Annotated in this window: 6 protein-coding genes; 2 read left to right on the forward strand and 4 right to left on the reverse strand. The window is 44.1% G+C overall.

The annotated features are described in order from the left end of the window. Positions 1 to 26: 26 nt before the first annotated feature. Positions 27 to 2018 (reverse strand): prolyl oligopeptidase family serine peptidase, encoded by a 1992-nt coding sequence (locus AC1DV1_RS26425; RefSeq protein ID WP_477366017.1) that lies wholly within the window; start codon positions 2016 to 2018, stop codon positions 27 to 29. 187 nt (positions 2019 to 2205) lie between these two features. Here AC1DV1_RS26425 and AC1DV1_RS26430 point away from each other — a divergent pair, with 187 nt between their 5' ends. After that, entirely contained in the window at positions 2206 to 2556 is a 351-nt protein-coding gene (locus AC1DV1_RS26430) for a hypothetical protein (RefSeq protein WP_477366020.1), read from the forward strand. 24 nt (positions 2557 to 2580) lie between these two features. Here AC1DV1_RS26430 and AC1DV1_RS26435 read toward each other — a convergent pair whose 3' ends face one another. Next, entirely contained in the window at positions 2581 to 2994 is a 414-nt protein-coding gene (locus tag AC1DV1_RS26435) for an energy transducer TonB (protein WP_477366023.1), read from the reverse strand. A 40-nt stretch (positions 2995 to 3034) separates the two neighbouring features. Further along, entirely contained in the window at positions 3035 to 5002 is a 1968-nt protein-coding gene (locus tag AC1DV1_RS26440; RefSeq protein WP_477366026.1) for a prolyl oligopeptidase family serine peptidase, read from the reverse strand. Between the two features lie 198 nt (positions 5003 to 5200). Between AC1DV1_RS26440 and AC1DV1_RS26445 the strand changes: the two genes are divergently transcribed. Continuing rightward, positions 5201 to 6616, forward strand: coding sequence for a B12-binding domain-containing radical SAM protein (locus tag AC1DV1_RS26445; protein WP_477366029.1), 1416 nt, complete (start codon positions 5201 to 5203; stop codon positions 6614 to 6616). Between the two features lie 48 nt (positions 6617 to 6664). Here AC1DV1_RS26445 and pyrF read toward each other — a convergent pair. Further along, positions 6665 to 7502, reverse strand: an 838-nt coding sequence (gene pyrF, locus AC1DV1_RS26450; protein WP_477366032.1) for an orotidine-5'-phosphate decarboxylase, incomplete at its 5' end; no start/stop codon positions are given.

The following is a 7502-nucleotide window of genomic DNA, read 5'->3' on the forward strand; positions in this document are numbered from 1 at the left end:
AATGCTCTCAATAAAAAACTCCCCCTTCAGGGGGTTGGGGGGCCTTTTAAATATTTATCATACCAATCAATATAGCGCTGTAGCCTATCCACCTGGTAGCTTGGCACGGTAATACCATGAAACTGACCGGGGTAAAGTACCATTTGGGTAGGCACACCCTGCGATTTAAGGGCCTGGTACATCTGCTCACCGCCGCTGGTTGGTACATTAAAATCCTTCAGGCCCGACATAAACTGCGTTGGTGTTTTGATTTTATCTGCATGGAAAAACGGATACGATAACTTGATATATTTTTCGGGATTTTTCCAGGGAGCACCCAGTTCGTTATCATATTGCACCACCCATTGGTCGCTGCCGTAAATGCCCAGTTGCATAGCGCTGCCCGCCCCGCTGGATGCTGCTTTAAAGCGCGGATCGGTTGCTATTGTGTAATCGGTCAAAATGCCACCGTAGCTCCAGCCGCCTATACCTAACCGGTCACGGTCGGCTATGCCAAATTTCACCAGTTCGTCTACAGCCCCTAATAAATCCTGAACTTCTTTATTACCCCAATCAGCATAAATAGCTTTGGTATATTCCAGCCCACGGCCTGTGCTGCCCCGGTAATTAACTGCGGCGACTGCATATCCTGCCGAAGCTAAAGTTTGGCGGATCATATCAAACTCAAACTCGTCCTGGTCAGTTGGGCCGCCGTGGATATACAGGATGAATGGTAGTTTTTTATTTACTACACTATCGGGGGTATATAAAATTCCCGACACCAGCGTGCCATCGGCACTAAAAGATTGAAAACCTTTTACATAAGCCAATTTTACACTGCTTAGCCACTTATCCTGATGAAAGGTGAGTCTTCTAATCTTCCCATTTTCGATAGCAACAAGTTCATGAGGCATATAGGGCGTGGTCATTTTAGCAATCCACACGCCGGGCATTGCACCAATAACGTTTTCAAAACTGCACTCGGCACCTCTATATACGGTGGTTGACTTGCGGAGCAACAAGTTGTATTGAGCCACATACCTGGTACGGTCGTTGCTAACCAGGTAGCCAATATTTTTGCTATCGCGGCTCCAGGCCACATTGCTTACGGGCCTATCCAGTGCTTCGGTAAGTACACGGTTATTTTTTCCGTCGGCATCCATCATACACAACAAATCGTGCTGGTAAATATAATAATCGGCATCACTTGTCGATCTCAGGTAGGCAATATGCTTACCATCGGGGCTCCAAAGCGGCTGAATATCGTGACCGGTAAAAGTAGTCAGCTGCTTAATCTCGCCATCGTCTTTGGCCTCAACCGTAAAAATATCCAAATTTTCGTTCCTATCCGGATCATTGGTATGATTGCTTACAAAAGCTATGTATTTGCCATCGGGGCTCCACACCGGCGATTGATCGTCCCTGTCGCCGGTCGTCAATGTATCTACCTTTTTGCTCTCCATATCATACAGGTACAAATGGGTGTGCCGGTGCTGCAGGTACCCGTCAATGTCCTGCTTAAAATGGTAGCGGTCTATTTTTATTGGTGGTATAGTTTTTGGTTCCTTACCATTATATTCAGGATCTTTAATTACCAGTACCAATTTTTTATTATCAGGCGACCATGCATAATCTTCCAGCTCGCCCTTTTTTAAATCTGTCAATTTATGTCCCTCGCCTCCCCTGCGGTCCATCAGCCAAACCTGGCCGCCGTTTTTTGAGTAGCGCTCTGATACGAATGACAAAAATTTGCCATCCGGTGTCCACCTTGGCGAAGAAGCCGGTTCGGAGCCGTAAGTGAGCTGGATAGACTGCTTGCCATCAACGCTTTGCATCCACAAATGCGACACCCGGTTATCCTTTGCCGTATCCACATCCGAAACGCTATAAGCCAGCCACTTACCATCGGGCGATAATTGCGGATCGGCAAGAGTGGGAATATTATTTACGTCACTTGGTTTAAGCGGTCTTTTAATCGTTTGGGCAAAAGCACCGGTGAAAGCAAATGCAGCTATAACGAGTAGCAAGTTTTTATTCATGTGTTCAGAAGCAGCTATAAGCGCATGTAATTTAGCAATTATCGGCTATACTGTAATACAGCGGCAAATGAATTACTTTTATATGGCAACAATACCATTTCAAGTCCTATGATTTTTAGGGCATCAGATTAAGAACAATTCATTATCAATGTAGGTTTGTAATTTTACCTGCTAAATAGGTATCATCATGTATTTAGTATATAGTGAATTAAGTAAAACAGATAAAAAGATAGTGCGCGCCTTATTAGATAAAGGCAAGGCTGCTGAATTTAAATGGGGGATGGTACAATTTGATACCGTTTTAGAGGCATGGCGAAACGACGGCGACAACCATCAGGATAACTATTACAAAATATTTAACGCGGTACGTGATTTTGACAAACAGATAGCCCGTAGATACGATGGAATGACCGGATCAAAATTTTTATTGGTATTGGCAGGCCAGGTTTATGATAAACTAATTGACGAAGCTGAATTGGAACCCCTTAGCGAGAATGTAAGGGATTTTATCCTGAGGATAGTAAAAATTAATGTGTAGTAACGGTTAGTTGATAATGACTGCTTAATTAGCCAAAGTAAAACTTAACGGAAAGCTATTTACCCGCGTTCGGACCGGCTGATCATTTAGCATGCCCGGCGTAAATTTTGGCAAAAGTTTCATGATCCTTAAAGTTTCATCGTCGAGACTTGGTGCAACACTTTTTTTAATCTCCAGGTTGGTAAGTGTACCATCTTTCTCTACTATGAACGTCCCTATCACTTTTCCCTGAATATTACGCTCGTGGGCTTTGGCGGGATACCTGATCGTTTTCACAAGAAATCTTAATAGCATTTTTGTACCACCAGGAAATTCCGGTTTAACATTTAATACGCTATCGCTGTAAACAGTGGTATCAGTTGCCATTGTTGTGCTGATGTTTTGCGCTTTAACAGCTGCAGTACCTAAAATTAGCATAATGAACAGGAAGAATTTCATTTAAAAAACGTCAATAAAAGTTTGTACTAAAGTTGCCGGCCTACTTTTTCAAATACTTATCATACCATTCCACATACCGCTGCAGCCTGTCAACCTGGTAGCTTGGCTTGGTGATGCCATGGAACGAGTTTGGGTAAAGTATTAACTCCGTAGGTATCCCCTGCGACCGCAAAGCCTGGTACATTTGTTCGCTGCCGATGGTCGGGACATTAAAATCTTTTAAGCCCGACATAAATAACACCGGTGTTTTGATTTTATCAGCATGAAAAAATGGGTACGATAAGGCAATCCACTTATCGGCATTTTTCCAGGGCACACCAATTTCGTTTTCATATTGTAAAACATACTGATCGCTGCCATAAACTGCTAATTGCAAGGCACTGCCGGCACCGCTGGCTGCGGCTTTAAAACGGGTATCAGATGCGATAGTGTAATCAGTAAGGATGCCGCCATAGCTCCATCCGCCTATTCCTAAATGGTCGGGATCGGCAATGCCTAATTTTTCCAGTTTGTCAACCGCGCCCAGCAGATCTTTTACTTCTTTGTTACCCCAGTCGGCATATATCGCTTTACAATAATCAAGGCCACGGCCATTGCTACCCCTATAATTTACACCGGCAACTGCATAACCCGCGCTGGCCAAAACCTGCCGTACGGCATCAAAGGCATATTCATCCTGCCCAACGGGGCCGCCGTGTATAAATAAAATAAAAGGTAACTTTTTGGCATTACTATCGGGCGTTAAAACAATACCGTTAACCTGGGTACCATCTGCACTGGTAGATTCAAAACCTTCTACATGGGCCAGTTTAACATTGGATAACCATGCCTGCTGATGGAACGTTAAGCGGCGAAGCTTGCCGCCTTCCAACGCGAATAACTCGGCAGGGGTATATGGATCTGTTTTTTGAACAACCCAGTTGCCGCTTAAGTTGGTGTTGATATCGGTAATGCTGTACGTGCCCTTATTAACCGTACTTATTTTACCATTGTTTATGTTCACGCTGGCCACATAGCGTTCACGGTCGTCAACAACCAAAAATGTAATGCTTTTATTATCTTTTCCCCAGGCCAGGTCGGTAACCGGGCGGTCAAGCTGCTGCGTTAGTATCTTTTTATTGGAGCCAACCACATCCATGGTGCACAACATATTTTGATCGTACATCATATAATCGGCATCACTGGTAGAGCGCAAAAAAGCGATCAGTTTGCCATCCGGGCTCCACTGTGGGTTTGTATCGGGGCCTTTCCATGAAGTAACCTGGAGCATACTGGCATTCGGCCGGGCATCAATGGTAAAAATATCTGTGTTCTCGTTTTTATCGGGGTCGGCACTGCGGTTGCTCACAAAAGCTATCGTTTTACCATCCGGCGACCATACTGGTGAGCTTTCATCCTTATCTCCCTTGGTTAAGGTATCAAGCTTTTTTGCTGCAACATCAAACAGGTACAAATGCTTGTGCAGGTGCTGCAGGTAGCCTTCTATATCCTGTTTAAAATGATAACGATCAATAACAATGGGTTTAGGCGTTTTGGGCTCCTCTTTACCTTTATTTTCAGGGTCGCCAATAACAATCACCAGTTTTTTGCCATCCGGCGACCATGCATATTCGCCCAAGTCGCCTTTAATGTCTGTCAGTTTCACGCCCTCGCCTCCGCGCCTGTCCATCAGCCAAATCTGGCCGCCCTTTTTCGAATCGCGGGACGAAACAAACGATAAATACTTACCATCCGGCGACCATCGCGGCGCCGAAGCTGCTTCATCGCCATGCGTTAACGCCAATGACTCCTTACCATCCCAGCTTTGCATCCACAGGTGCGATACCCGTTTATCCTTTGCCGTATCAACTTCAGATACGCTGTAGGCCACCCATTTGCCATCAGGCGAAAGCTGCGGGTCGCTTACCGTAGGTATTTTATCAAAATCGGCTGGTTTAAATGGTTTTATCTGAGCAGTAGCATACAAAGCATAGGATAGCGCAAAAAGCGAGAGTAGTGTTTTTTTCATAGCGTCAACTTACGAGAATGTAAGTTAGAAATTTTCGGCATAAGGGGATGTTTAAAAACGGATTTTTACAATAGATAGATGCTGTCATTATTGGCAGCTTATTTAATCCCCCTCCTACTCAAAATATCGGCGCAGGCTATTGCTTATTAAAAATTAAATTATTTACTTTGTTTTACAAAGTACTTTTATTTACAGACTATGAAAGTTAAAATGATCCTCCCCGCCTTAACCGAAGCCGAAAGTCCGTTTTGGAGGCCGATAAAATATTCCCTGTTCCCGCCCCTTGGCCTGGCAACTCTGGCTGCTTATTTATCGCCCGACGATGAGATTGACCTGCAAGATCAACATGTAGAGAAACTTAACCTGGATGACAGTCCCGACCTGGTGGTTATCCAGGTGTACATCACCAATGCTTACCGTGCCTACAAAATTGCCGACCATTACCGGGCAAAGGGAGCTTACGTTATTCTTGGCGGCCTGCATGTTACCTCGCTGCCTTTGGAGGCCGCACCGCATGCCGATAGTATTTTTACAGGCCCGGGAGAGGATACGTTCCCTAAGTTTTTGCTGGATTTTAAAAATCGCTGCCCTCAAAAAATATACAATTCAACCATCCGCACTTTAGAAAAAGTTCCGCCCATCCGCCGGGACCTGATCAAAAGACACTTGTACCTTGTTCCCAACTCTATTGTGGTTACCAGGGGCTGCCCACATCATTGCAGCTTTTGTTATAAGGATGCTTTTTTTGAAGGTGGCCGCACTTTTTACACCCAGGAGGTTGATGACGCCCTTGCCGAAATTGACCGGCTGCCCGGCAGGCATTTATATTTTTTAGATGATCACCTGTTAGGCAACACCAAATTCTCGACCGCGCTATTTGACAGCATGAAGGGTATGAACCGTGTTTTCCAGGGAGCAGCCACTGTAGATTCGATATTAAGGGGAAACCTTATTGAAAAAGCCGCAGAAGCTGGCTTAAGGAGTTTATTTGTGGGTTTTGAAACATCTTCGCCGCAAAACCTTAAACAAAGTAATAAAAAGCAAAACCTCGAAAAAGATTATGTAAAAGCCGTAAACAGGCTCCACAGCCTTGGCATCATGATAAACGGCAGCTTTGTTTTTGGGTTGGATGATGATGACAAAGATGTTTTTAAGCGGACAGTTGATTGGGGTGTAAAACATTCAATTACAACATCAACCTATCACGTGTTAACTCCCTATCCCGGTACCGAATTATTTAAAACCATGGAAAGGCAAGGAAGGATAGTTACCAAAAACTGGGATTTGTATGATACCCGCAAAGTGGTTTATCAAACCGTTGGGTTAAGCGCACAGGAACTGGAAGATGGCTACTGGTGGGCCTATAAGGAATTTTATAAATGGAACAACATCTTCAAAGCCAGCATTCAGCACCAATCGCATATGCACAAACTCAAACACTTTTTTTATGCCGGCGGCTGGAAAAAATTTGAACCGGTTTGGAATTTCCTCATCAAAACAAAAAACCTAAACAATACGCTCCCAGCTCTCGAAACCGTACTATCAAAGATAAACTTCGGCAATAAAAATCAAAATTCAACCGAACCAATATCCTCTTATTTACCAGAAGCTTAACCTAATCAACTACTCAAAATCTTGATACTTGATACTAAATACTTGATACTAAATAACTCCCGCCTTTTCCAATTCCACTTCCATTTGCTGCTGCATACGTAATGCTTCGGCGCGGGCTGCTTCGGCAAAGTTTTCATCGTTGCCGGCGTAGATGATGGAGCGGGATGCATTTACTATCAGGCCGCAATCTTTGGTAATCCCGTATTTACACACTTCTTCCAGGCTGCCCCCCTGCGCGCCAACCCCGGGTACCAGCAGGAAATTATCCGGCGCGTATTTGCGAATGTTGGTAAACTCGGTACTTTTAGTGGCACCTACCACATACATAATTCTATCGGCCCCTGCCCAGGTATTGGCTTTTTGGATTACGGTTTCGTACAAATAGCCGTCGCCGGTTTCCAGGTATTGAAAATCCTTACTGCCTACCGATGACGTGAGTGCCAAAATTATGATCCATTTGCCATCATATTTAAGGTATGGCGTAACGCTGTCATTACCCATATAAGGGGTTATGGTGATAGCATCGAAGCTCATGCCCGATGCTTCCTCATTAAAAAAAGCCGTGGCATATTTATCGGATGTATTGCCGATATCGCCTCTTTTTGCATCTATTATATTTAAAGTATCCTTGGGTAGGTATTTCCAGGTATCTATCAGGCTTTGCAGGCCTTTTATGCCGCGAGCTTCGTAAAAAGCGGCATTGGGTTTGTAGGATACGCAAAGATCTTTGGTGGCATCAATAATGCGTTTGTTAAATTCAAGGATAGGATCGGGATATTCCTTTAAAAATTCCGGTATCTTATCAATATCAGTATCAAGGCCTACACATAAAAATGATTTTTTTTGCTTGATCTGATCTATTAGCTGCCTGCGCGATATCATAGGG

It is taken from the genome of Mucilaginibacter sp. P4_D1 (assembly GCF_056401935.1).

Excerpts from the sequence above, each read along its gene's own strand:
- AC1DV1_RS26435 (WP_477366023.1), bottom strand. The coding sequence starts at position 2,994 with ATGAAATTCTTCCTGTTCATTATGCTAATTTTAGGTACTGCAGCTGTT.
- AC1DV1_RS26445 (WP_477366029.1), top strand. The coding sequence starts at position 5,201 with ATGAAAGTTAAAATGATCCTCCCCGCCTTAACCGAAGCCGAAAGTCCG.
- AC1DV1_RS26430 (WP_477366020.1), top strand. The coding sequence starts at position 2,206 with ATGTATTTAGTATATAGTGAATTAAGTAAAACAGATAAAAAGATAGTG.
- AC1DV1_RS26440 (WP_477366026.1), bottom strand. The coding sequence starts at position 5,002 with ATGAAAAAAACACTACTCTCGCTTTTTGCGCTATCCTATGCTTTGTAT.
- AC1DV1_RS26425 (WP_477366017.1), bottom strand. The coding sequence starts at position 2,018 with ATGAATAAAAACTTGCTACTCGTTATAGCTGCATTTGCTTTCACCGGT.